This window comes from uncultured Arcanobacterium sp. (assembly GCF_947253055.1).
Taxonomy (GTDB): Bacteria; Actinomycetota; Actinomycetes; order Actinomycetales; family Actinomycetaceae; genus Arcanobacterium_A.
In genome coordinates, this window is the sequence record NZ_CAMXYE010000003.1 from 1 (window position 1) to 22243 (window position 22243).

Sequence of the window (22243 nt, forward strand, 5' to 3'; positions counted from 1 at the left end):
TTAGAAATTCGCGCGCGCATACTCGGAGCCTTTGAATTAGCTGAACTGACTTCCGATCCACAAGAGCGAGCCGAATTACTCACTTTTATGGTGATAGGTGGTGGGCCCACCGGCGTAGAGGTAGCAGGGCAGATATGTGAATTAGCTACGCGCACGCTGCGCGGAGAATTTCGGAATTTTTCCCCGGCCGAGGCGCGAGTAATTTTAGTGAATCGCAGTGAACATCCACTGCGAGCTTTTGGAGAAAATATCAGCCGGCGCACTATAGCAGAATTGAAGAAACTCGGCGTGGAAGTCTGGACGGGCCAGACGGTCGTTAATATCGATTCCCGCAGCGTCACTCTGCGCAGTAGCACTGGAGAAGAGCAAGTAGTGCCTTGCAGCTGTAAAGTGTGGTCGGCAGGAGTACAGGGAGCAGCAATTGGGAAGAAACTGGCTGCTGCTACTGGCGCTGAAGTAGATAGGGCGGGCAGAGTACGCGTAGAGCCCAATTTGACGCTTCCGGGGCATCCAGAAATTTTCGTAATAGGTGATTTAATGGCTTATCCGGGAGTGCCGGGAGTGGCCCAGGGAGCGATTCAATCAGCAGATTTTGCTACGCAGACTATTCTGGCTCGGTTGCATCACACGGATCCGCCCGCTCAGTTCCATTATCGCGATAAAGGCTCTATGGCTATAATCGGGAAAGCGCAGGCAGTAGCAAAAATTGGAAAAGTGGAATTACATGGTTTCCCAGCTTGGGCAGCCTGGTGTGCTTTACATCTTTTCACGCTCACCGGTTTCAAGAGTCGTTTTTCCACTCTTGCCCGCTGGGCAATTAGTTTTCTTTCCAGCGGGCGCTCCGAGCGCTCTATAACTAACCAGCAATTGGCGGGAAGATTGGCACTCAAGACACTCGGGCCGCACGCTACTGGGCATCTGATGGAAAAGGCAATATCTCTACCACCGTGGAAAGAAGATACTCCGGCCTAAGGTATTTCTGCGAGTGGGAAGGCAGCCAAGTAGCCGAGTAAATTTTATAAATCTAATCGCACAGTGGGCAAGATTTACAAAGGCAGCCGGCTTATTGGGCAGAATTCTCGCATATATACCAGCTCGCGGAGTTGGCTGGGATTATCTCAGCTTGGCATCCACCTGCCGTATTAAAAGCTAAATTGGTTAAATTCCAGGTAGACGGTACGGAAAATTCCTGCGCAGCGAGATTTACTACACACACCCCGCGCCCAGCACGAAAAGCTAGTACATTGCCGACATCTTTATCACTCAACCATTGCAGATTACCGATCGGGTGAAAAATCTCCGCGCGCAGCTTAAGCAATTTTCGATATTTAGCGAGAAAAGAATCGGAAAGTTTTTCTTGCCTGCTGCGCGCATACTTAGCAAACCACTCCGGCTGCGGCAGCCACAGCGTGTGCTTCTCAGCAGTAGAAAACCCGAAATTCTGTTTTTCTGCATCCCAAGGTAAGGGTATCCGACAGCCGTCTCTACCTTTATCTACGCCTTGGCTGCGCAGCCAAATGGGATCTTGGCGCGCCGCATCTGGAATATCTAAGTATTCTGGCAATCCGAGTTCTTCCCCCTGGTAAATAAAAGTAGACCCCGGCAGAGCCAATACTAGAGCTATAGCAGCTAAAGCACGTCTGGTGCCCAGCTCAATATCTGTTTGCGCAAAATTCCGACCCGCCGCGATCATGGCTGCAGCTGAAGGATTATCGGCCACTTGGTTTTGCCCATAGCGGGTGACGGCACGATGTACATCGTGGTTAGCGAGAGCCCAAGCGGGGAAATTATTTCCGGCGCATTCCGTTAAGGCAAAATCGATTGCTGCGCGCATTTCCGGTGCTTTCCAGGGCTGGACTAAAAGATCGAACGCAAAGGCTTGGTGCAATTCATCAGGGCGTACATATTCGCCTTTCGCTACTCCCGCTGGCAACCAAACTTCACCTACGAGATATTTTCCTCCTCGCTCATCGCCGCAAGCGCGCCAACTGCGGTAAATATCATGCACTTCTGGCTGGTTCCACATCCGCCAATTGTAGCTATAGGGAAAATCAGGGCTCGTATCGTCGCCGAGGTCGGCAGATTTGAAATTGCCGTGCGCCACGTCAATCCGAAATCCATCTACTCCGCAGTCGTACCAAAAATTGAGAATAGAAAGAAACTCTTGAGCTACTTCGGGGTTACGCCAATTGAAATCTGGCTGGCTGGAATCAAAAAGATGTAAATACCATTGCCCTGCTTCCCCGGAAGGTTCCGTAATTCTACTCCAGGCTGACCCACCAAAGACGCTTTGCCAATTATTCGGAGGCAGTTCCCCGTTTTCTCCCCGCCCGGAGCGAAAGATAAAGCGATTGCGCTCCGGCGAATCTGGAGCAGAGTGAAGAGCCGCTTGAAACCATGCATGCTCTACCGAGCAATGATTGGGCACTATATCCATTAATACCTGCAAACCATAAGCATGGGCTTGCTCTATTAGCTGCAAAAAATCTGCAAAAGTGCCATATTCTGGGTTAATAGAGCGGTAATCCGAAATATCGTATCCGTGGTCGTGCTGCGGGGAGGGATAGCAGGGGTTAATCCAGATAGCATCACAGCCTAAATCGGCAATGGCCGGAAGTTTTTCACGTAAGCCAACCAAATCGCCGATTCCATCTCCATTGCCGTCATAAAAAGAACGTAAATATACTTGGTAGATTACTCCGGTACAAAGTTTTGCTACTTTATCAGTCAATATTCTCTTTACACTCTTTCTTTTTCTCGCTCGCCATTAAATTAAGCTTTACTGCTTATATTAGCGGCTCTATTACTAGCCTTAGATATTCCACTACAAAAACTAGAATAACTGCTGCCCGGTGCATAAAAATCTCGAAATAAATTTGCCCCTTTCCTCTTAGTTCCAAGAAAAGGGGCTCGTGCGCGAGAGGGGACTCGAACCCCTACGCCCGCAGGCACTAGAACCTAAATCTAGCGCGTCTACCAATTCCGCCACTCGCGCATCTTTGCCTATTTACCACCCGCGATACTTGCTATATCTTCTGCTTCGGCTCACTAAGTTTTCTTAGCAGACCGCGCTCGGCATAATAAACAGAACGTGATTAAGCATAACGGGATTTTTAGTAAATATTCAAACTGGCAAACTCACAATTTTTGCTGCAACCGATCGACATGCCCCTTCGCGCGCACTCCGTATTCAGCTTGCACTATTTTTCCATCTTTACCGACTACAAAGGTGGAACGGATTACTCCGCGCACAATTTTTCCAAAATTCTTTTTCTCTCCATAAGCTCCCCAGGCGCTGAGCACCTCTTTTTCTGGGTCAGCAGCAAGTGGAAAATTAAGGCTCTGCTTTGCTTGAAATTTTTCCAGCCGCTCCACCGGGTCCGGGGAAATCCCCAATATTCCGTAGCCCTCCTTCTGTAATTCGCTATAGGAGTCCCGAAAATCACAGGCTTCTGTGGTGCAACCCGGAGTCATAGCGCGCGGATAGAAATAGATAATATAGCCTTTTTCCACCTTGGTAAGTGCTTGAGAAAGAGTGAAGTTTCCTCCTCCAGCCAGCGGTAACGTAAAGTCAGGAGCGGTTTCACCCACTTCTAATTTCGCCATTTTTACTTCCTTTCCTAATTAATCACTGCATTGGCACGCATTTAAATCGCTTTATTTGCGCATATTATCGCAATAAAGCTGCAAAGATATCAGCGAAATAAAAATCAAAAATCCAACTACCATCGGAATTATCCCCCATTGAGTAGGGAATATAATTCCCGTTCCGAGCGCTCCCCCGGCGGCCCAAAAAGTATTTTCTTTTCGCCAACCAATTAAAGCAGCCGCTAGAGCAGCTATTCCGATAATCCCAATCCCGAAAACAGCGGGCTGCGCACCGGCCACGAAAAGATTTCGTATTCCGAGTATTGCCATCAGAAGAGCAAAAAGTGCGCTCGTATTGAGGAGGAATCTTAAAATTTTTTCCATAAAACTACTCTACCTGCACTTCCTAAGTTTTCTGCGCTATCCGTGCTTTCTGCACTTCCTGCGCTACCCGTGCTTCCTGCGCTTCCTGTACTTGCTCCTGGCTGCTAGCTATTCGAAGTGAGCCCTAGGGCTTTTCCTACCCACGGAGCAATTCTTCGGAAAGCAGCTCGCCGATGGGAGATACGATTTTTCTCTTCCGGAGTCATTTCAGCTAAGGTACGCTGCGCACCTTGCGGCACGAATATTGGATCGTATCCAAAACCATTTGTTCCAGCCGGCGCAAAGCACAAACTACCATATATTTGCCCGCTACAGGTCTTCCAGCGCCCATCCGGCAGAGCGAGAGCAGCGGTACAAGTAAAATTAGCTCCCCGGCTCCCCTCTGGCACATCTGCCAATTGGGCGAGCAACAACTCTAAATTTTCTCTATCTGCGCCGTGCTTTCCACTCCAGCGCGCTGAAAATATGCCAGGAGCTCCACCCAAGATATCTACCCGTATTCCAGAATCATCAGCTAAAGCGGGAATCCCCACCGCCCGGGCGGCTTCCCCGGCCTTTATTAAGGCATTTCCAGCAAAAGAAGTCGCATCTTCTACTGGTTCGGGAATTTCCAAATCAGCTGCCGATATCAGCATAGTAGGAGAAAATCCGGGAAGAGCTGCCGCGAGAATCTCGCGAATTTCCGCTACTTTATGCTGATTGTGCGTGGCAAGCAGTATTTTTGGCTCTGGCATCTATCTTCTCCGCTCTTCCTAAAATTTCTTCTCCGCCCGTCCTAAGATTCAGCTAAAGCTTTTTGCTGAATCAGGCTCAATTCATGGCAACCTTGCTGCGCCAAAGCTAATAGCTTTTCCAGCTCCGCTTGCGCAAAAGGCGCCCCTTCGGCGGTGCCTTGAATTTCAATAAATTTTCCTTGCCCCGTCATTACCACATTCATATCTGTTTCAGCGCGCGAATCTTCTTCGTAAGGCAAATCTAGGCAGGGCTGCCCGTCAATAATCCCTACCGATATGGCAGATACCGTATCGCTGAGCACGGCTTCCGGGCTAGCTGCGTGCACATATCCGCGCTCTATTCCCCACGCTATTGCCTCCCAGAGTGCCACATAAGCGCCGGTAATAGAGGCAGTGCGAGTGCCACCGTCTGCTTGTAGCACATCGCAATCCAGAATAATCGTATTTTCCCCGAGAGCTGCCATATCCACCACTGCGCGCAGCGAGCGCCCTAGTAGACGCGATATTTCTTGCGTACGGCCACTTATTTTTCCGCGTACCGATTCCCGGGCATTACGCGTATCCGTAGCTCGGGGAAGCATGGCATATTCGCCAGTCACCCACCCTAGCCCGGAATCTTTGCGCCACCGCGGCACTCCTTCCGTAAACGAAGCCACACACAGTACTTTCGTATTGCCAAACTCTACTAGTACCGAGCCTTCGCCGTGGCTGAGAAAATGCCGCGTGATTTTCACCGGACGCAATTCATTTACTTGCCGGCCATCTTTCCTTATTTTATTACTCATAAGAACAGAATAACGCGCTTAGAACTCATATACCTTGCCAGGAGCGGCAATAGATATATCTCCAGAGTAGATAGCGGAAACATCTTTATAGGCCAGCTCGCTACTCGTCCAAGGCTGCAGATGTGTAAGTACCACTCGTTTAGCTTGTGCATCGCGAGCTAATTCACCAGCGCGTACACCCGTCATATGTACTCCCCGGACGGTATCCCGGCCAGTTTCAAAGGCGGCTTCTGCCAATAAAAGATCTGCATCTTGCGCTGCCTGTACAGCTCCTTCGCAGTAATCGGTATCTCCGGTATAAGCGAATATCGATTCTTTTTGGCTATCATTTTCCCGCGGTCCGCGCAGGCGAATGCAGTAAGCCTCTATAGGGTGCCAAGCGGGGAAAAACTCCATGGTGAAAGGCCCGAGGCGCAAAGTATTTTCCGCTTTCGCCACGAGAAACTTAAATTCTCCGGTGTAATCTTCAAATTCTGGATCAGCGGAAATACCTCGGACGCGCGCTGCTCCGTCGCCGGGGGTAATTACGGGAATCTGCCCGAGCGGCCCATCGGGATGCCAACGGCGATATACCTGCATACCAACAATATCCGCGATATGGTCAGCGTGCATATGTGAAATTACAATGCCATCTAAGAAAGCCGGATTGATATAACGCAAAGATTGCCCCATAGCTCCGGGCCCGAAATCAAAAATAAGAGAATAAGTACGGATTGTACCTTTCTCATCTGGAGCCTCGGCCTGTAAAAGATAACTGGAAGCAGCCGCATCTTTACCAGACATAGAGCCAGTGCAACCAATAATCGTCAGTCTCACTCTGAATCCTTTCCCGCCGCATAATCGACAATAGGAATCACGTGACGCACTTCCGGGCCGAGAAAACGGCTAGCGAGCTTAGCAAAATCTTGTGCATCGCCAGTGGCATAGAAATTATACACTGGTTTTTGGGCGTAATCCGCCATCATATTTTGCGCTAGAAGCTGCTGATATACATCTTTTGCCGTCTCTTCGGCAGAAGATACGAGCGCCACTTCTTCTCCCATCACATAGGAAATCACTCCAGATAGTAAAGGATAATGAGTACATCCGAGCACGAGCGTATCCACTCCTGCCGCTTTTATCGGAGCTAGATATTGCCGAGCTACTTCTAATAGCTCTGGACTATTGGTAATACCTTTTTCTACGAATTCCACAAAGCGCGGGCAAGCCGCCATAGTGAGCTCTAAATTGGGGGCAGCCGCAAAAGAATCAGCATAAGCACCCGAGCTAATAGTGGTCTGCGTGCCGATTACCCCAATTTTTCCGTTGCGAGTGGTCACTACTGCGTGGCGAACTGCCGGCTGAATTACCTCTGCGATTGGGATTCCCGCCTTTTGGGTATAGCGCTCGCGGGCATCTCGCAGCACCGCAGAAGAGGCAGAATTACAGGCTATTACGAGCATCTTTACGCCCGAATCCACCAATTTATCCATCACTTCGAGTGCGAGCGAACGCACCTGCGCAATTGGGCGCGGCCCGTACGGAGAATTTTTGGTGTCGCCAATGTAATTAATGGATTCGTGCGGAAGCTGGTCAATAATTGCGCGCGCTACCGTCAGGCCTCCTAGGCCGGAATCAAAAATCCCTATCGGCGCATTGTTCATAGTATCTACTTTACGTCCTTAAAGGAGCAATCAAGGGCCGAGGGCAGTGAATCTTACCACCACTCTTTTACTCCCCCTATTTTCATTTTCTTTCCGTTCTATTTTATAAATTAAAAAATTATATCTAAAAATATTTGTATGTAAATGAGGTGGCGATAAAGACTTTTTAGGGCTTTAGTACTATGGTAAAAATATGAAACCTTTTACTGGCAGCACTGCTCTGCTCACTGATATGTACGAACTCACTATGCTGGAATCCGCTTTAGAGGACGGCACGGCGCAACGCCACTCAGTTTTTGAAGTGTTCTCGCGGCGTTTGCCCGGTAGTAGGCGCTATGGAGTAGTGGCAGGAGTTGCCCGCGTACTAGAAGCCGTAAAACAGTTTCATTTTTCCGAAGAAGATATTGCCTACTTACGCCAAGCGCAGGTGGTAAACGAAAATACTCTGCAGTGGCTAGCTGATTACCATTTCTCTGGCGATATCCACGGCTACGCTGAGGGCGAATGCTATTTCCCGCACGCCCCTCTGCTCACTGTTACCGGATCTTTTGCCGAATGTGTGCTGCTGGAGACGGTAGTACTTTCAATTTTGAACTATGATTCGGCGGTAGCTACCGCAGCTTCTCGTATGACTATTGCCGCTCACGACCGGCCTTGCCTAGATATGGGGGCACGGCGGGCACACGAAATGGCAGCTGTGGCGGCGGCACGCGCCTGCGTAGTAGGAGGATTTGTAGGCACTTCTAATTTAGAGGCGGGGCGTTCCTACGGAATTAAGCCGATAGGTACTTCTGCACACGCTTTTACGCTGCTCCACGATTCAGAAGAAGCCGCTTTTGCCAGCCAGATTTCCACGATGGGCGCTGACACTACCCTGCTGGTAGATACTTATGATGTAAAGCAAGGAGTGGAGCGGGCCGTAGAAGCAGCTCGCGCCGCGGGCGGAGAACTCGGCTGCGTACGGCTTGATTCTGGAGATTTAGTGGCGCAAGCTTTCCAGGTGCGCGAGCAGCTAGATGCCTTGGGAGCAGTTTCCACCAAGATAACCGTCACCTCTGACCTCGATGAATATTCAATTGCCGCTCTCAATGCAGCGCCGGTAGATTCCTATGGCGTAGGTACCCGGGTAGTAACTGGCTCGGGCCACCCCACCGCGGAGCTAGTGTACAAGCTAGTAGCGCGCGAGAATAAAGACGGCGAACTGGAGAAAGTAGCGAAGCGAGCCGGCGGAAAGAGCACCGTGGGAGGAATGAAAATTGCCGGGCGTATCCATGACGAAACAGGGCGCGCAGCCGGCGATATTATAGTTGCCGCCCACACTTGGGAAGAAGGCTTAGCTTATCTGGAATCGCGGGAAGCTCGCCCACTCCAAGTAGAGTTGGTAAAAGGTGGAGTAATAAACGAAAAGTATGCCAATATGGATTCACTAGCTTTAGCAGCAGAGCGGCATCGCAATTCGCGGGCGGCTCTTCCTTACGCAGCTTGGCGCCTTTCGGAAGGGGAACCAGGAATTCCTACCGAAATGGTAGATATTTTCTAATCTTTAGTTACTCGGCGTGCCCGGGCCAAAAGGCCAAGAATCTCCGCCACCTTTACCTAATTTGGCATAGATTTCTTTACAAGTCGGGCAGAGCGGAAATCTATCAGGATTGCGCACCGGAATCCAGACTTTTCCGCAGAGAGCTACCACCGGCGTCCCCTCCACTAGAGATTGCGTAATACGATCTTTACGCACATAGTGAGCGTAGCGTTCATTATCGCCCGGACTGTAGCTTTCTTCCGGCCGTTCTAGTACGGATATAGCGCTTTCGTGCTGCGTTTCCGGGCCGGCCGGGGCCGCATGGGGATCAGAAGTACTCATATTCTCATTCTATGCAGAAGGCGGGAAGAATTAAATTCTTCCCGCCTTTTTGCAATTTGGAAAAGCACTGCGGCTTCTCCCTACTTTCTTTTACAGAAAATTACTTACTTGCTCACAGCCTTCTTCAAGGTGGAACCGGGGGTAATCTTTACTCCGAAGCCCGCAGGAATAAGGATTTCTTCCTTGGTGCGGGGGTTGCGGCCCTTCCGGGCTGCCCGTTCGGTACGCTGTACCGACATTAAACCAGTAATCTTTACTGCTTCGCCCGCAGAAAGCGAATCAATCAATACACTCTGCAAACCGGCAATTGCTTTATCGGCATCGGTTTTGGTCAAACCGGATACTTCAGCAATCTTCGCAATAAGTTCAGTACGGTTGAGGGCCATTTCTTTCCTCTCGAATAATAGTTGATATTTCAGCTCCTACTCTCAGCCCCAAAGGACCGAGCGTCAGTAGGTTGCTACCTGCAATCTAGCGGAAATTTACTGCTAAACACCAATTCTAGCGAGATTTGCTATATTTACCACCTTCCACGCAAAAAAATTTTCACATTAACCTCATTTTTCACAATTTCTTTATCCCGCTGAACTGCGAAAAGCTCCGAATTTTGCGCAAAAATACTTGCAGAAACTATCAAAAAATGCGATTGTGGCACTATGGGTTTACAAAGTTTTTCTTCCCTCTTAGAAATGGCGATACCGATTATACGCAAGGCGGGAGAGATCGCTTTAGACCCTCCTATCCCCCTCGACGTAGCCACCAAGAGCGGGCGCAATGATTTAGTGACGGCAGTCGATAAATATTTAGAGGATTTTATTGCCCAAAAACTACACGCAGCAAGCGGCTATCCACTTATGGGGGAAGAAGGCCATAAGGTAGATTCTCTGCAGGGCAGAATCTGGGTATTAGACCCGATAGATGGGACCTTGAATTATGTGTATACGCGGCGCGACTGGGCTATTTCTTTAGCGCTCTACGAAGAGGGAATACCGCAGGTAGGAATTATTCTCGACCCGACGGCGAATATCCTCTATACCGCAGTGCGCGGCGGCGGCGCCTATAAAAACGGAGTAGTGCTTCCAGCACTAGGGACACAAGGCTTAGCAGAAGGGGTGCTTATTACTTCTCCATATGACGTAGAGACTTATCCTTTTCTTCGCTCCGCTATTGCGGTTTCGCGCGGCCAGCGCCGCTATGGAGCAGCCGCTCTAGAATGTGCAGAGGTGGCGAGTGGGCAGGCCGCAGCTTTTGTGCATAGCCATATTTCGCCTTGGGATATCGGCGCTGCTTTAGTGCTAGGAACAGAAACAGGCGCCTGTGTAGAGCGAATAGACGGCTCTGCTTTTGCACCTCTAGAAAGTGGTTCCATTATTTATGCTTGGCCGCAGGTAGCTAGAGATTTACGAAAATTGCAATTCTCGGCATAGATCTGCCAGGTGATTTCCTAGCACCGCTTAGCAATAAATAGCAGAACGCCGGCTAACAACCTAACAACCCCAATGTGATACAGAAAGGGCGCCAGAATTATTTAATAATTCTGGCGCCCGCATACGTCTAAATCAGAAAATTTCCAATACTGGAATTATCTCAGTGATGCGTACGCGTTAAATCCGCCTTGGCCGGATCGATTTTCGGAGCCCGCGTAATTAGCTTATGCCCCGCCCAGAGGAACAGGAAGAGCGGTAGACCGATATAGCTGGAGAGCAAGGAGAGGAAATCTCCATTGCCTACCAGAGCTTCAAAGTTCTGCCCTAATATCACGAGGACACACATAACTAGAGCTAAAATTGGCCCGAAGGGGTAGAGCGGGGATTTGTAAGGAAGATCCTTTATATCATGCCCTTGCGCCACATAGGCACGCCGGAACTTCAAATGGCACCAGGCAATCCCTACCCAAGTGATGAATCCGGCTAAACCGGAGGCATTTACGAGCCAGGTATAGGCTTGCCCGCTTCCCAGCAGCGAAAGGAAAAAGCCCATTAACCCGATTAGCGAAGTAGCTAGTAGGGCGGGCATGGGGATACCGCGCCGAGTAGTGCGCGAAAATACCTTTGGTGCTTTTCCGGAAACGCTCAAGGCGTGCAGCATCCGAGTAGATACGTACAGGCCAGAATTGCCGGCAGAGAGGACGGAGGTCAAAATTACGGCATTCATAATAGAGGCGGCCGCCGCCACTCCCGCTCTTTCAAAGACTAAAGTGAAGGGGCTAAGAGCGATATCTCCATCTGGATTCAATAGAGCCGGATCAGTATAAGGTACGAGGAAACCGATAATGGCGATGGCCCCAATATAGAAGAGCAGAATTCGCCAGAAAATGGAGCGGACTGCGCGCGGAATAGTTTTCACTGGATCCGCCGTCTCCCCGGCAGCAATTCCGAGCATTTCCGTGCCCTGAAAAGAGAAACCAGCAATCATGAACACTGCCAAGATACCCACTCCGCCATTTACGAAGGGAGCCTCACCGAGCTGCCAATTGGCGAAACCGGGAGATTTACCACCCATGATTCCAACTACCATCAGTAGCCCGAGGCCGAGGAATACTACTACCGTCACCACTTTAATGAGGGCAAACCAGAATTCTCCTTCCCCGAAACTCCGGACGGAAAAAGCGTTGATTAAAAATAGCAGCAGCAAGAAAGCCAGTGACCAGATCCAGGAAGGCACGTGCGGGAACCAATACTGCATAACGATAGCTGCCGCTACCAGTTCAGCTGCGACAGTAATAGCCCAGTTGTACCAATAGTTCCAGCCAGTGGCGAATCCAAAAGAGGGGCTGACGAAGCGAGTACCGTACTCTTCGAAAGAGCCCGATACTGGCATATAGGTAGCCATCTCTCCTAAAGACTGCATCAGGAAGTAAACCATTACACCAATTAAAGCGTAAGCGAGCAAGGCTCCACCGGGGCCTGCTTGAGAAATAGTAGCTCCAGAAGCTACAAATAGGCCGGTGCCAATTGCCCCGCCTATGGCAATCATATTTAAGTGCCGAGCGCGGAGGCTTCGGCGTAAACCGCCATTTTGCTCATGTTGCGTCGAATTATTCTGCACGCTTTCCTCCATTGTTTGAGTATGCAGTAATTAAACCCCACTAAAGCAGGAAAATCAAAAACTGCCGCAGCATTTTTTCGAAAACTACATACTTAGCGTAGTCGGATTTTTTTACAGAGCGAAGCAGGCGCGCACTCTAGCTACTAAATAATTGGCCGCTCACTATTTTTCAGATTTTCAAAAAGCACCAAACGCAGCGCGGTGTAGTGTAACGCGGTGTGATAAATTTAGCGAAAGACTCAGCGCGGCAAAATCTCCCGGTACAGAGCCGCCAAGATTTTTCCCGCCTCCGCATCGGAATTAGGTGGAGCTAGGCGCGTAAATTTTTCGCCACCTGCCTTTTGAAACTCACCCCTATTTAGTACATCCAGCTCATAAAGAGTCTCTATGCAGTCGGCAAAAAAGCCCGGCGTGAGTAAAAGTATATTCTTTACCCCTTCGCGCGGCAGTTCCCGCATCCGCTCGATAGTAGCCGGGTGGAGCCATTTACCAGGGCCAAATTTAGATTGAAAAGTCATCTCGTGCGGATAATCCCCTACCCGATCCATAATCGCAGCTACCGTCTGTGCGCATTGCCGAAAATAGCTAGTAGGAGCATGCGCCGCCCGGAGTGGCACCCCGTGAAAAGAAAAAATAATTTTATCCGGATTTTCGCGGGCAATTTTTTCCTGTAGCTTTTCTGCATACCAAGCTATATATTGCTCCTGCACCTGCCAGGAATCTGCCCAGTGTAGGCGTGGAGCTCCCTCCCTTGCGCAGTAAGCCTCCGCCTGCCTTCTAATATCGCACACCGTAGAAGGGGCATACTGCGGATAAAGCGGAATTATCGCTAATTCTTCTATCGCCTCTTCTGCCACGAGCTGCGCAATAACATCAGCGATACGGGGTGCGGTATAGGTATTGGCATAGGCCACCGCCACTTCCGGTAATTCAGCTTGGAGAGCTACTGCCTGTGCTTGCGTATGTACTTGTAAAGGAGATCCATCTGCCAGCCAAATATGTTCATATTGGGGGCGAATTTTTTCCGGGCGGATTTTTAAGACTACGTGCCGCAAAATAGGCTTCCAGAGCCAAGCGGGAAAATCTACTACTGCCGGATCAGAAAGAAATTCCTGGAGAAAATCTGCAATATCTGGCGGAGTTGGAGAGGTGGGAGTTCCCAACGCTACTATAAGGCACCCATATTTCATATGGCTAGTTTACGGTAAGGAAAAGAACGGCACTACTCTAGTTCCTGTATTTCCCGGTTGAGCACGCCCTCGTGCTCAAGGTGCCCCGGCTCTTCAATTTGAATCGTCACGTGTTCAATATGGAAACAACGGCGCATATGGCCGGTAGCTTCGTCGAGTATCCGGGTGCGTTCCGGAAGAGAAGACGCAGCCGCATCTACCACTATATGAGCGCTCATGACCGGCACCCCACTAGTGAGCGCCCATACGTGTAAAGAATGTACCTCTGCTACACCGTCTATCTCTTTTATTTCCGCAAGCAGTTGCTGTAAATCAATTCCCGCCGGCACTCCTTGTAAAATTATATTTACCGCCTGCCGGAGCAAAGCAAAGGCACGGGGCAGCACAAATACCCCAATCAACGCCGCCGCTACTGCATCCGCGCGCCGCCACCCCAGCGTGAGGTTAAGTACCGCCGAAAGAATAATTGCCAGCGAACCAATGCCGTCACTTATCACTTCCAAAAAAGCAGCTTTCATATTTAAACTCTCAGCGGCTCCTTGCCGAAGAATAAAGAAAGAAAGCGTGGAGGCGCTGAGTCCAATTACCGCCATGATTATGACGCCAGTGCTGGCAATAGCCGGGGGGTTTAGCCAGTGTTTGACTGCCTCTATAAGAATGAAAGTCCCCACTACGAAAAGTAGTACGCAATTAATAAGTACGGCAAGAATTTCCGCCCGCATCATTCCATAAGTGAGGTTTTTTGTGGCTTTACGCGTGGAGAGAATCGAGGCAATTAAGGCCACGAGAATTCCCCCGCTATCTACTCCCATATGCATAGCTTCCGCCAATAGAGCCAAGCTGCCGGTGAGCCAAGAAGTAAGTAACTGGCCGATTATTATGCAGAGATAGATACCAAAGACTATCGCCAAACGAATGCGGTATTTCGCAGTCGTGGCCATTGGAGAAGCAGCAGAACCACCAGTGGGAATATGGGAATGAGAATGAAAGTGAGAATGGGAATGCGAATGCTCAGCTGAATGGGACTGCGCCGCCGATTCACCAGGTGAATGCAGATGCGAATGAGAATGGGAATTTTCGCTGCCCATTGCAGACCTACCTCCTCGCTACCCTTTATTTACCTCTATATATACTCTTAAACTAAGAGATATCAGTAAATGGGTAGAAAATAGTGCACTTAAAATGGCATATGCGCCATTTTCTGGTATCTAGAATATCGATAACTAAAATACCTAGATTTTATTTAGGTTCCCCTTACTAGCAACCCAATCCTAATAGTAATTTAAGGGGTGCTAGCCGTCAATATACCAAAACTTAAAAATAGCTGCCTCCCTAAACTCAGGGAGGCAGCCAGTTAATTGAGTATCTAGGCGCTGGATTTAGAGCTGACCCGTCAAATCAAAGGAAGGAGTGAGAGTAGCGTCTCCTACTTCCCACTTGGCTGGGCAAACTTGACCAGGATTGTTGTATACGTATTGCGCCGCTTTTACCTTGCGCAATAATTCCTTCGCATTCCGCCCTACTCCTTCCGAAGTGGTCTCCACGTACTGGATAATCCCCTTTGGATCGATTAAAACCGTAGTGCGGTCGGCCGCTCCTTCTCCGGGGCGAAGCGAATCGAAAGCTTCGGTGATTTCGAAGCTGGGATCGCCCACCATCGGAAATTCAATCTTCCCAATCCGCGGCGAAGAATCATGCCATGCCTTGTGCGAAAAATGCTTATCAGTAGATACCGAATAAATCTCTACTCCCAACTTTTGAAACTCGGGGTAGAGCTCTGCCATATCTTCTAGCTCGGTAGGGCAGACAAAAGTAAAATCGGCGGGGTAGAAAAAGAGGATTGCCCACTGACCGGCATAATCTTCACTCCCTACTTCTACGAAATCACCTTTGTGGTATGCCATTCCTTTCCAAGAAGCAGCGGGGGTGTTTATAAGTGCCATATTTACTTTTTATTCTCCTTAGCTATTACTTTTATTCTCCTTAGCTATTACTTATTTTGTTTCTTAAATACGATTACCAGGCAGAAGACTGCAGCGGCTAATTCTACTAAGGCCGCGATAAACATGAATACCAGACCTACACCAGTGACACCGGTTCCAGAAGTATTGGAAATTGCCGAAAGCATTTTAATGCTCAGAATGAGGCCAATGAGGGCACCCAAAGCGCCAGCTGCCGCATATGCCCATTTCTTCCGCTGCCAGATTGCCAATACCGCCGGCACCGTCACTAAAATAATCGCGAAGAGAATCCAACCGCCGTGGAAGGAATACTCCGCACCAAAAAATTTGCCGTTGGCAAAGAAGTTTAGCGAAGTGTTTATGATAGGAACTTTGACCACTGGCAAGAAAAGACTAATAAAAGCCAATAGCTGCGAACCGAGCAATACCGCCGGAGCTACCAGCCCTAAATCTATTCCTTTGGCATTTTTAGTACGCGGAATATCTCCTTTCAAAGTGGCAGCTTGCTCTACTACATTCGGAGTTACGCGGTTATTCACAAAAGTCTTGGCACCGACAGCGAACTGTTTTAGCCCCTCCTGCATATCACCGACTGAGTTATCGGCGACTCGCTCTTCTTTTACGAGACCATTCTCGACGGCTTCCTGATATTCCCGCAAAGTAGGCTCGCGCCCATTATCTTGCTGAAATTTTTCTTGCCAAGCAGCCTGCGAAAACGGCTCCGGCGCCGGCGCAGTATCTTTTCTTCTATCTTCAATCCACGCCTGCAAAGCGGGATAGCAATTAGGGTGCCGTTCCACTTCTCCCCATAAATCAGAGCGTTTAGCAGCAATATCAGCTAATTCTTGTGCAGTTATTTGCGGATCTTTCATATTTTCCGCAGTTATAGTTTTCGGATCGTACGCCATAGCGCCCTACTTTCCCTAATTGACTAATATTCACGTCTCATACTAGTCAATTTAGAAAAGCTCTGGCAATAATGTAGAGCACTTTATTAAAAACTCCACGGGCACAAAACTGGAGAAGTTCCGATATTCATTGCAGAAAGCCATTATTTTCGACTACTCTCGAAAGTGAAGATATGTAAAAAAATTTCCTATGTCCGGAGATATTTAGCGTAGATATTTCGAAGATTGTAGAAGTAGTAATACTTCTAAACACAAAAATATCGAAGTATTTAGGAAATATTAGACCGGGAAGTACTGGATTAGGCCACAGGCCGGTATAGAGAGAAGAAAATTATGGATAATAACGCTGAGAACAATTCCCTTACCCCTCCTCCACCACCATTGCCACCCACACCCCCGGCACCGCCCGCGCCTGCGGCCCCACCGACGCCAGAAACTACGCCGGTAGCGCCCGCGCCAGAATCTACGCCGGTAGCGCAGATTAATCCACCAGCCTCGAGCGCTCCAGCTGCGCCGAGCACTCCTAATATCCCTAATCTCCCTAACCTCCCGAATAATGGAGAAAAGAAAAAAGGGAAAGGGAAAAAGTGGATAATTTTCGCTGTCATTGCGCTAGTAATCTTGCTGGCAGGCGGAATTTCTTACAAAGTAGTGGCGGGGAGATTTTCTGCGGAAAATACGGCAGAAAAATATCTTTCGGCGCTGGTAGACGGAAAAGCCAGCAAAGCCTTAGCAGCATACGATCCCAATTACAACTCGCGCGAGCGCATCCTGCTCACGGATGAAATATATAGCAAAGCGAAAGATCGCCCCAGCGATTTCCAGATTTTAAATGTAATTGCACAGGAAAATTCAGCAACAAAAAATTCTTCGAAGGACTCTAAAATAACGCGCAGCGTCGGGATAGAAGCCGAGCTGACCATCGATATGAAGAAGTACCCGGTATATCTCACCGTGGAAGAACGCGGCAAGAAATTCGGTTTATTCAACAATTGGGTAATTACTGATGCTCCGCTGGGCACAATGAATATCGATAATACCGCTGGAAAGCTTTCTATCAATGGTGTGGAAGTAGATTTATCGGCCTTGAGTGAAGGAGAAGATGACGGGGGCTCCTACTACCTCCCAGCTTTCCCCGGGACCTATACAGTTGCGGCACAGAGCAATGAAGATTTAATTACTTCCGATAGCGATACCGAAGTGGTGGTACCGGTAGATGGCAGTAGCAAATACGTGCAACTTGATATGCAGTTCACTGATGAAGTGCTTAAGCAGGCGCAAGAGCAGGTGAAAGCTCACTACGATAAGTGCATGGAATCTACCACTTTTGAAGTGGCAGACTGCCCGGATTTAGAGATGCAAGATCCGGTGTATAAAGCCATTAGCGAGATTAAACGTAGCTGGAAGAAAGATCCAAAAATTTCTCTTGATAGCAAGTCTCCTATTTTCCAATCCGGAGCTTACCAGGGATATGTAGATATCAAAGGGGAAGCATTAATAAATTATAAAGAGCGGATGACGGGTGACGATCCGTGGAAAGATGCTAGCAGTCCGCTGAAGATATCTATTAGCGACAGCTTCAAATTCAGCATTAAAGATGGAAAAGTTAGCGTAGATTTTTAGACAGACAAAAACGATAGCTACGGTAGCGGCTGGTTAGAGCTCAAGTAGTTCTAGCTCTGCCTGGTTCTAGCTCTAGATAAGGCGCGTTTGCGTAATTGCGTCTAACATTTCTTCTACTGCGGGGCGGTAATGCCCCGCAGTACGAATTTCCGCCGAGCTTTCTAAGTAAGCGAGCAGAAAATCCCGCAACTCATCTCCAAAATGAGCTGCGAAGCTGCCCGGTTTCTCTAAAATTTCTGCTTGCTGGTAGGCGCAGCCGCCAAAAAGAAGAAGCCACATATCATCTACCGGAGGTAAATCGGGAGCAAGGCTGGGCATCGCGTAAGGAATATCTATCCGGCGTGCACCGTGGCGCTGATAGAAGCGCCACCGCGCCTGCGGGTTGCCGTATTCGGAGTGCTCACCATAGGTGTAGGGAGATTCCATTTCTCCGAGAATAAGCGCCGGCTGATAGGTTTCTTCCCAATTACGAATAGAAGTATCGAGAAGTTTTCCCCCGATTCCACCGCTGCGAGCCGCCTTATCTACCGCTAGCCACGAAAGTAGCACTGATTCGCCAGTAACTCTCCACCCCACTGCCGTAGCGAGAAGTTTATCAGTTTCTCCATCCCAGACGGCAGTGCCGATATATTGGCCCGATTGAAAATCAGCTAAAAGTTCGGCGCGCGGGCCGCGCTCTGCTAAAGAAAAATTCGGAATCAATAATTCATCTATTACTGTTTCATATTCAGCTGCACATATCGGGCGAAATTCAAGCATAGCGGTAGTTTAGAAGAAAAATTGGAAAAACTCCACCTTTGCAAAGCTAAAACGGCACCAGCAACAGTAACGGCAAAAATCGCAACAGCTAAGAGTAAAATCTAATACTTTTCTCTACTGATGGAAATGATCCCAACCGCCGGCGGTGATGAATTCTTTTCCATCTAGGTAGACACGCCCGCGTGGATCGGCGCCGCCTACTTCCCCGATGGGAATAAATCCAGCTGGTAAGGGTGCGCCAGGGGAAATAGTGGCGAGAAAGCCATGGTCTTCTCCCCCAGTAAAGATCCATTCCGCCCGGCGGGCACCCAGGCGCCCCGCCACTTTGGCTATACGCTGGAACGCCGCCCCGAATGCATCATTATGCAAATTTATACTCACTCCCGAAGCCCGCGCTAGGCGGCGCCCGTCCATCACTAAACCATCTGATACATCCATAAGCGCGTGCAAATTCCCCTCTTTAACTGCAGCTAGCGCGGTTTGGAGGGGCGGGGTGGGGCGCAAAAAATCGGTGATAAGCGCAGAAAATTCTTTCTCAGCGGTACTGCGCCGATAGCCAGCCTGTAAAAGTTCGTATCCGGCGCGGGCACAGCCAAGTTTGCCACTGTGGATTACTAAATCGCCGGGATGCGCCCCGGAGCGTAGAATTGGCTGGTGCACATCTCCGAGCACAGTTACCGATACAATAATTTTATCGGCCGCTACAAAATCACCGCCGTCTACTCCCACTTCGAGCGGCGCACAGGCTTCTTTCACTCCCTGTGCAAAATCTAGCACCCAATCTTTTTTAGTATCTCGCGGGAGCCCTAAGCCGATGACGAGGGAGATAGGCTGCGCCCCGATTGCCACTGCGTCGGCCAAATTCTGCATAGCAGCGCGGAAGCCAATATCTTTTCCTTCTCCCCAATCGCAGCGAAAATGCGTGCCTTCTACGAGAAGATCAGTGGATATAGCGGTATTACCAGTGAAAGCGAGTACTGCGCAGTCGTCACCTGTGGGCACTATCGCATCGGCACGGCGCGGCAGAATAGCGGTCACTTCGGCAATTAAAGCATCTTCCGAAATATCACTTATCAGCATATTTTCAGCTTTCTAACTTTCCCGATTCACCGGAGCTTGGTAATTTCTTGAGCTCAGTAATTTTTGAGTTTAGTAATTTCTCGAGCCTAGTAATTAGCTCATTTAATGTAATCCCGTGCCACGCGCTAAAGCTAAATCGATTAGCTTTTGCACCAAATCGGCGTACGGAATACCGGTGTTTTTCCACATTACCGGGTACATAGATACCGGAGTAAATCCGGGCATGGTGTTAATTTCGTTGACGAATATCTCGCCGGCTGGGGTGTAGAAGAAATCAACGCGCGCCAAACCTTCTCCACCAAAAGCAGTAAAAGTAGCTACGGCAGTTTCCCGTATCTGCTCCTGCACCGCATCCGGAATAGCGGCCGGCACTTGCATTACTAAATCCTGTACTTGTACGTATTTATGATCAAAATCGTAGAATTGGGCAGCTTCGCTATTCAGCACTATTTCTCCCGGCAGAGACGCCCGCGCCGGCTTCCCGCTCGGACCACCTAGTACCGCACACTCTATCTCTCGGCCAGCTATTCCCTGCTCTATTATCACTTTCGGATCGTGGCGCTGAGCTTCTGCAATTGCCGCGGGGAGTTGCTCTAAATTTTCAATTCGAGAGATACCGAGCGAAGAACCGGCGCGCGCCGGCTTCACGTAGAGAGGAAACTCTAAAGCAGCTGCCTCAGCCAGCACTGCCTCCCGCTCTTGTACCCACCGCTGATAAGGTACCGCCACATAGGGACCTACCGGAATTCCGGCTGCGCGCAGAATAATTTTCATAAAATCTTTATCCATGCCGGCGGCGGAAGCAAATACTCCACAACCCACATAGGGAATATTCGCCATTTCTAGCAGCCCTTGAATAGTGCCGTCTTCTCCAAAAGGCCCGTGTAAAAGCGGAAATACCACATCGACTTTTCCAAGGGAAGTAATCTTTTTTTCTCCCTTTGCCGCTGGCGCAACTAAAAGTATTTCTTGGTTTCCGTCTCCCGGTGGGAATACGATGCGCGATTCTTGCTCTGCTACTTCCGTAGAAGCCGCATTCAGCTGTAATTCTGCTGGATTAGTGCTCCCCGGCACCCAGGCGCCGCTGCGGGTGATTCCAATCGAAATAATTTCATAGTGCTCCGTATCCAAAGCGCTCATAACTGCCCCAGCAGTTGCACAAGAAATCGGGTGCTCTCCAGACGTGCCCCCGTAAATTAAAGCGATACGAATTTTCTTCTGTTCAGTACTCACAGCCTAATTTTATAGCATCATGGAGGAAAGTCGGCCAGGCTCAGGCAGATATTTTCTCCACCTGCGCTCCCAGCTGGAATAGTTTTTGCATAAAGTGCTCATAGCCCCGATTAATAATATCTATTCCCACCACATTCGATTCTCCGGAGGCAGCTAGGGCCGCAATTAAATGTGAAAACCCGCCGCGCAAATCCGGCACCTCTATATCAGCGCCTTTTAACGCAGTAGGCCCCTGAATAACTGCCGAATGATAGTAATTTTCCCGCCCGAAACGGCAGCGTTTCGAGCCTAAACATTCCCGATAAACTTGAATATGTGCCCCCATTTGGTTAAGCGCCCGGGTAAAGCCGAAACGATTTTCATACACCGTCTCATGCACAATCGACACGCCTTCTGCCTGGGTTAGCGCCACTACCATTGGCTGCTGCCAATCGGTCATAAATCCGGGGTGCACATCCGTCTCAATCGGCAGAGAATGCAATTTGCCACCCGGATGCCAGAAACGGATACCGTCGTCATAAATATCGAACTGCCCGCCAATTTTCCGAAAAACATTCAGGAAATTCATCATCGGCTCTTGGCGTGCACCCCGCACCGTGATATCACCTTTAGTAGCCAGGGCCGCACAAGCCCAAGAACCAGCTTCTATTCGATCGGCGAGAGCGGTGTGGCGGAAGCCGTGCAGGCGCTCCACTCCTTCAATATAGATCGTCCGATCTGTATCCACCGTGATTAGAGCACCCATTTTTTGCAAAACCACGATTAGATCCATTATCTCTGGCTCTACTGCCGCGCCAGTTAGCTCAGTGACACCCCGCGCGCGCACCGCCGCTAATAGAGTCTGCTCCGTAGCTCCCACTGAAGGATACGGGAGATGTACTTTGCGGGCAGTTAAACCACGCGGCGCCTGCAGATGCAGACCAAATGCTTTTTTGTGCCGTTCGGCGCCAAAATCTTCGAGAACGGCCAGATGGAAATCTACCGGACGATCTCCGATATGGCAGCCTCCTAAATCCGGGATAATAGCTTCGCCGAGGACGTGCAGCAGTGGGCCGCAAAAGAGGATAGGAATACGCGAAGATCCCGCCACCGAATTAATTTCAGCCGGATCGGGAAGGCGCAATTTACCAGGGGTAATGGTGAGAATACCGGCCTGTTTATCGTGCTCTACTTGTACGCCGTGGGCGCGCAGCAACTGGGTGACTACATCTACATCCCGAATTAAAGGCACATTGCGTAAAACGGAGGTTTCTTCCGTGAGGAGGGAAGCCACCATCGCTTTCGATACGAAATTTTTTGCTCCCCGCACGGATATTTCTCCCCGCAGTGGCTTTCCGCCCTGCACCCGTAGAATATCTCCAGCCATTTATTATTCTCCTTTGCCCTCTTCTAAAAGTATAGGCACTGTATTCCAAGATATCGTGAAATATGGTCGAGAGCGAATAG

The 22243-nt window shown here is 49.4% G+C and carries 22 protein-coding genes and 1 tRNA gene; 4 read left to right on the forward strand and 19 right to left on the reverse strand.

Going from position 1 to position 22243, the window contains the following annotated elements; all coding sequences use genetic code 11:
- Window positions 1-972: NAD(P)/FAD-dependent oxidoreductase (locus tag Q0X35_RS00425; RefSeq protein WP_297564334.1), on the forward strand; the 972-nt coding region annotated here is incomplete at its 5' end.
- Window positions 973-1063: 91 nt separating this feature from the next.
- Here the strand turns inward: Q0X35_RS00425 and Q0X35_RS00430 are convergent.
- The 8 genes from Q0X35_RS00430 to murI form a co-directional block, all read right to left on the reverse strand.
- Window positions 1064-2731, reverse strand: coding sequence for a glycoside hydrolase family 13 protein (locus tag Q0X35_RS00430; RefSeq protein ID WP_297564336.1), 1668 nt, complete (start codon window positions 2729-2731; stop codon window positions 1064-1066).
- 182 nt (window positions 2732-2913) lie between these two features.
- A tRNA-Leu gene (locus Q0X35_RS00435) sits at window positions 2914-2995 on the reverse strand.
- A 143-nt stretch (window positions 2996-3138) separates the two neighbouring features.
- A complete protein-coding gene (locus Q0X35_RS00440; RefSeq protein WP_297564337.1) occupies window positions 3139-3606 on the reverse strand; it encodes a peroxiredoxin in 468 nt (155 codons plus the stop codon).
- Window positions 3607-3657: 51 nt separating this feature from the next.
- Window positions 3658-3972, reverse strand: a complete 315-nt coding sequence (locus Q0X35_RS00445; protein ID WP_297564339.1) for a hypothetical protein — start codon at window positions 3970-3972, stop codon at window positions 3658-3660.
- A gap of 104 nt (window positions 3973-4076) precedes the next feature.
- Window positions 4077-4706 (reverse strand): RdgB/HAM1 family non-canonical purine NTP pyrophosphatase, encoded by a 630-nt coding sequence (rdgB, locus tag Q0X35_RS00450; RefSeq protein WP_297564341.1) that lies wholly within the window; start codon window positions 4704-4706, stop codon window positions 4077-4079.
- Window positions 4707-4747: 41 nt separating this feature from the next.
- Window positions 4748-5491 (reverse strand): ribonuclease PH, encoded by a 744-nt coding sequence (gene rph / locus Q0X35_RS00455; RefSeq protein ID WP_297564342.1) that lies wholly within the window; start codon window positions 5489-5491, stop codon window positions 4748-4750.
- A gap of 18 nt (window positions 5492-5509) precedes the next feature.
- The gene (locus Q0X35_RS00460) at window positions 5510-6307 is read right to left on the reverse strand and encodes an MBL fold metallo-hydrolase (RefSeq protein WP_297564343.1); all 798 of its coding nucleotides are present in this window, start codon (window positions 6305-6307) and stop codon (window positions 5510-5512) included.
- Window positions 6304-7134 carry a glutamate racemase gene (gene murI / locus Q0X35_RS00465; RefSeq protein WP_297564345.1) on the reverse strand — a complete coding sequence of 277 codons (831 nt, stop codon included), beginning with the start codon at window positions 7132-7134 and terminating at the stop codon, window positions 6304-6306. Before murI ends, Q0X35_RS00460 begins: the two co-directional genes overlap by 4 nt.
- Before the next feature lie 193 nt (window positions 7135-7327).
- Between murI and Q0X35_RS00470 the strand changes: the two genes are divergently transcribed.
- Window positions 7328-8674, forward strand: a complete 1347-nt coding sequence (locus Q0X35_RS00470) for a nicotinate phosphoribosyltransferase (RefSeq protein ID WP_297564347.1) — start codon at window positions 7328-7330, stop codon at window positions 8672-8674.
- A gap of 3 nt (window positions 8675-8677) precedes the next feature.
- Here Q0X35_RS00470 and Q0X35_RS00475 read toward each other — a convergent pair whose 3' ends face one another.
- Entirely contained in the window at window positions 8678-8995 is a 318-nt protein-coding gene (locus Q0X35_RS00475) for a DUF3039 domain-containing protein (protein ID WP_297564348.1), read from the reverse strand.
- A gap of 104 nt (window positions 8996-9099) precedes the next feature.
- The gene (locus tag Q0X35_RS00480; RefSeq protein WP_297564349.1) at window positions 9100-9381 is read right to left on the reverse strand and encodes an HU family DNA-binding protein; all 282 of its coding nucleotides are present in this window, start codon (window positions 9379-9381) and stop codon (window positions 9100-9102) included.
- A 270-nt stretch (window positions 9382-9651) separates the two neighbouring features.
- Between Q0X35_RS00480 and Q0X35_RS00485 the strand changes: the two genes are divergently transcribed.
- Window positions 9652-10422, forward strand: a complete 771-nt coding sequence (locus Q0X35_RS00485) for an inositol monophosphatase family protein (protein ID WP_297564350.1) — start codon at window positions 9652-9654, stop codon at window positions 10420-10422.
- A 160-nt stretch (window positions 10423-10582) separates the two neighbouring features.
- Here Q0X35_RS00485 and Q0X35_RS00490 read toward each other — a convergent pair whose 3' ends face one another.
- From Q0X35_RS00490 to Q0X35_RS00510, 5 genes are all read right to left on the reverse strand, one after another.
- Window positions 10583-11971, reverse strand: a complete 1389-nt coding sequence (locus tag Q0X35_RS00490) for an amino acid permease (RefSeq protein WP_297564372.1) — start codon at window positions 11969-11971, stop codon at window positions 10583-10585.
- Between the two features lie 311 nt (window positions 11972-12282).
- Window positions 12283-13233, reverse strand: coding sequence for a ferrochelatase (gene hemH, locus Q0X35_RS00495; RefSeq protein ID WP_297564351.1), 951 nt, complete (start codon window positions 13231-13233; stop codon window positions 12283-12285).
- A 32-nt stretch (window positions 13234-13265) separates the two neighbouring features.
- On the reverse strand, window positions 13266-14321 hold the full coding sequence (locus Q0X35_RS00500) for a cation diffusion facilitator family transporter (RefSeq protein ID WP_297564354.1): 1056 nt from the start codon (window positions 14319-14321) through the stop codon (window positions 13266-13268).
- A gap of 291 nt (window positions 14322-14612) precedes the next feature.
- Window positions 14613-15176 (reverse strand): alkyl hydroperoxide reductase subunit C, encoded by a 564-nt coding sequence (gene ahpC, locus Q0X35_RS00505; RefSeq protein ID WP_073996230.1) that lies wholly within the window; start codon window positions 15174-15176, stop codon window positions 14613-14615.
- A 47-nt stretch (window positions 15177-15223) separates the two neighbouring features.
- Entirely contained in the window at window positions 15224-16102 is an 879-nt protein-coding gene (locus Q0X35_RS00510) for a hypothetical protein (RefSeq protein ID WP_297564356.1), read from the reverse strand.
- 333 nt (window positions 16103-16435) lie between these two features.
- Between Q0X35_RS00510 and Q0X35_RS00515 the strand changes: the two genes are divergently transcribed.
- Window positions 16436-17725, forward strand: coding sequence for a hypothetical protein (locus tag Q0X35_RS00515; protein ID WP_297564357.1), 1290 nt, complete (start codon window positions 16436-16438; stop codon window positions 17723-17725).
- 72 nt (window positions 17726-17797) lie between these two features.
- On the opposite strand, the gene Q0X35_RS00520 is transcribed toward Q0X35_RS00515, so the two are convergent.
- The 4 genes from Q0X35_RS00520 to murA all read right to left on the reverse strand — a co-directional run bounded on the left by Q0X35_RS00520 (window position 17798) and on the right by murA (window position 22163).
- Window positions 17798-18484: an N-acetyltransferase gene (locus tag Q0X35_RS00520; RefSeq protein ID WP_297564358.1), complete on the reverse strand. Its 687-nt coding sequence runs from the start codon at window positions 18482-18484 to the stop codon at window positions 17798-17800.
- 114 nt (window positions 18485-18598) lie between these two features.
- Window positions 18599-19564 (reverse strand): thiamine-phosphate kinase, encoded by a 966-nt coding sequence (gene thiL / locus Q0X35_RS00525; protein WP_297564359.1) that lies wholly within the window; start codon window positions 19562-19564, stop codon window positions 18599-18601.
- Window positions 19565-19666: 102 nt separating this feature from the next.
- The gene (locus tag Q0X35_RS00530) at window positions 19667-20797 is read right to left on the reverse strand and encodes a D-alanine--D-alanine ligase family protein (protein ID WP_297564360.1); all 1131 of its coding nucleotides are present in this window, start codon (window positions 20795-20797) and stop codon (window positions 19667-19669) included.
- Between the two features lie 40 nt (window positions 20798-20837).
- Window positions 20838-22163, reverse strand: a complete 1326-nt coding sequence (gene murA, locus Q0X35_RS00535; protein ID WP_297564361.1) for a UDP-N-acetylglucosamine 1-carboxyvinyltransferase — start codon at window positions 22161-22163, stop codon at window positions 20838-20840.
- Window positions 22164-22243 lie beyond the last annotated feature (80 nt).